We start from the raw sequence: 1,384 nt of genomic DNA, 5'->3' as shown, positions 1-1,384 counted from the left end.
CTTCGGGATGGGCTCGTCGTCCTTCGGTTCCTCGACCGCCTCCCAGGTCCCGGGCTGGCACACGTACCCGTCGAAGCGCGCGTCGGGCACCTCGACCATCTCGTCCGGTTCGATCCGGCGGTCGCCGAGCTCCGGCACGGTGACCGGCTCGGCGCCGATGTAGCGCACTCGCGCCATGGCTGTCCTCCTGGTTGGTGGTGATCAGATGCGGGCGCGGTACGCCACGGTGAAAACGAGACCCGCCAGCGCCCCGTCCGGCCCCTGCTCCTGGATCAGGGACCCCGTGGTCACCTCGGACCACAGGACGGCGCCGCCGAGCGTCGGGGCGTCCGGGGCAACATCGGTCGCCCGGAGTTCGTCCTCGACGACGGCCAGCAGCTCGAAGACCCGGGCCCGGCACAGGGCCATGTCCTCGTCCCCGGAGCGGGCTTCGGCGTAGCAGGAGACGAGCCCGTCCTCGTCGCGGCGACGGGCCCCGGCGCTGGCGAACTCCTGGCTGAGTTCGGCGGCCTGGTCGGCCCCCGGAGCCCACCCGACGTACAGCCGGTCGGGCTCAGAGAACGTTGCGGACGGCGGCGGCCCATCGATGACCCGCACCCCGTCCAGGGAGGGCGCGGTCTCGAACCGGACGACGAGCGCGTTGATCGCGGCATGCACCGCAGACGTCGCCATTAGCCGATCCCCGGCGGAAGCTTGAACGGCTCGAGGAGCTCCAGCACCCGGTTGGGTACGGCGTACCCGAAGCCGGGGACGGGCTCGGTCACGGCGTAGTCGTCGGCGCTGGACGCACCGCGGGCCGGGCCGTTCTTCGTGCGCCACAGATGCTGGAGGAGCAGCAGCGCGGCCAGTCGGATGGTGGGCGGGACCGGGGTACGACCGGCCGTGTAAACCGCCGTCCACGGGCCACACGAGAACTGCGCGCGGTCCGCGTAGGCGAGCACCCCTGAAGGGCCGTCCACGTGCAGCCTGGCCACGTCCACGGCCGTCCCCCCGGTCTGCACCGGAGTCAGGGACGCCACAGACAGGACCGGGGTCTGCAGCAGCACCACAGCCGGACCCTGCCCGGTCACGGTCTCCGTGACCTCCCGCTCCTCCACCACTCCCACATAGCCCTCGATGACCGAGGTGAGGGAGTCGATGTACATCTGCAGCTCGGTGTCGCTGGCGGTGGTGCGGATGTTGAGCTGGGCTTTCGCCTCGTCCAGGGTGAGCAGCGCCACGGCCCACCTCCTACTTTGTGCGGGTCTCGGTGCGCGGCCGGCGCGCGGTCTGCTTCCGGGCCGTGCGCTCCGGCCGTACCGGGGTCTCCGGGGTCTCGGGCTGCTCGTCGCGCACCAGCTCGGCACGGACACCGTCCGCCCACTGGGCCGCCTCGGCGCCGGGC

Annotated in this window: 2 protein-coding genes; both read right to left on the bottom strand. The window is 72.1% G+C overall.

Features of this window, described 5'->3' with window-relative positions:
- Positions 1-201 precede the first annotated feature (201 nt).
- Positions 202-672: a hypothetical protein gene (locus ACFU7D_RS29635; protein ID WP_378874114.1), complete on the bottom strand. Its 471-nt coding sequence runs from the start codon at positions 670-672 to the stop codon at positions 202-204.
- Positions 672-1,220: a head-tail connector protein gene (locus ACFU7D_RS29630; RefSeq protein WP_378874112.1), complete on the bottom strand. Its 549-nt coding sequence runs from the start codon at positions 1,218-1,220 to the stop codon at positions 672-674. Before ACFU7D_RS29630 ends, ACFU7D_RS29635 begins: the two co-directional genes overlap by 1 nt.
- Between the last annotated feature and the right edge of the window lie 164 nt (positions 1,221-1,384).

It is taken from the genome of Nocardioides sp. NPDC057577, assembly GCF_042801335.1.
Lineage (GTDB): Bacteria > Actinomycetota > Actinomycetes > Propionibacteriales > Nocardioidaceae > Nocardioides.
The sequence above is the reverse complement of the archived record's forward strand: the minus strand, read 5'-3'. Positions and strand labels throughout refer to the sequence as shown.

Coding starts and splice junctions, on each gene's coding strand:
- ACFU7D_RS29635 (WP_378874114.1), bottom strand. CDS start 672: ATGGCGACGTCTGCGGTGCATGCCGCGATCAACGCGCTCGTCGTCCGG.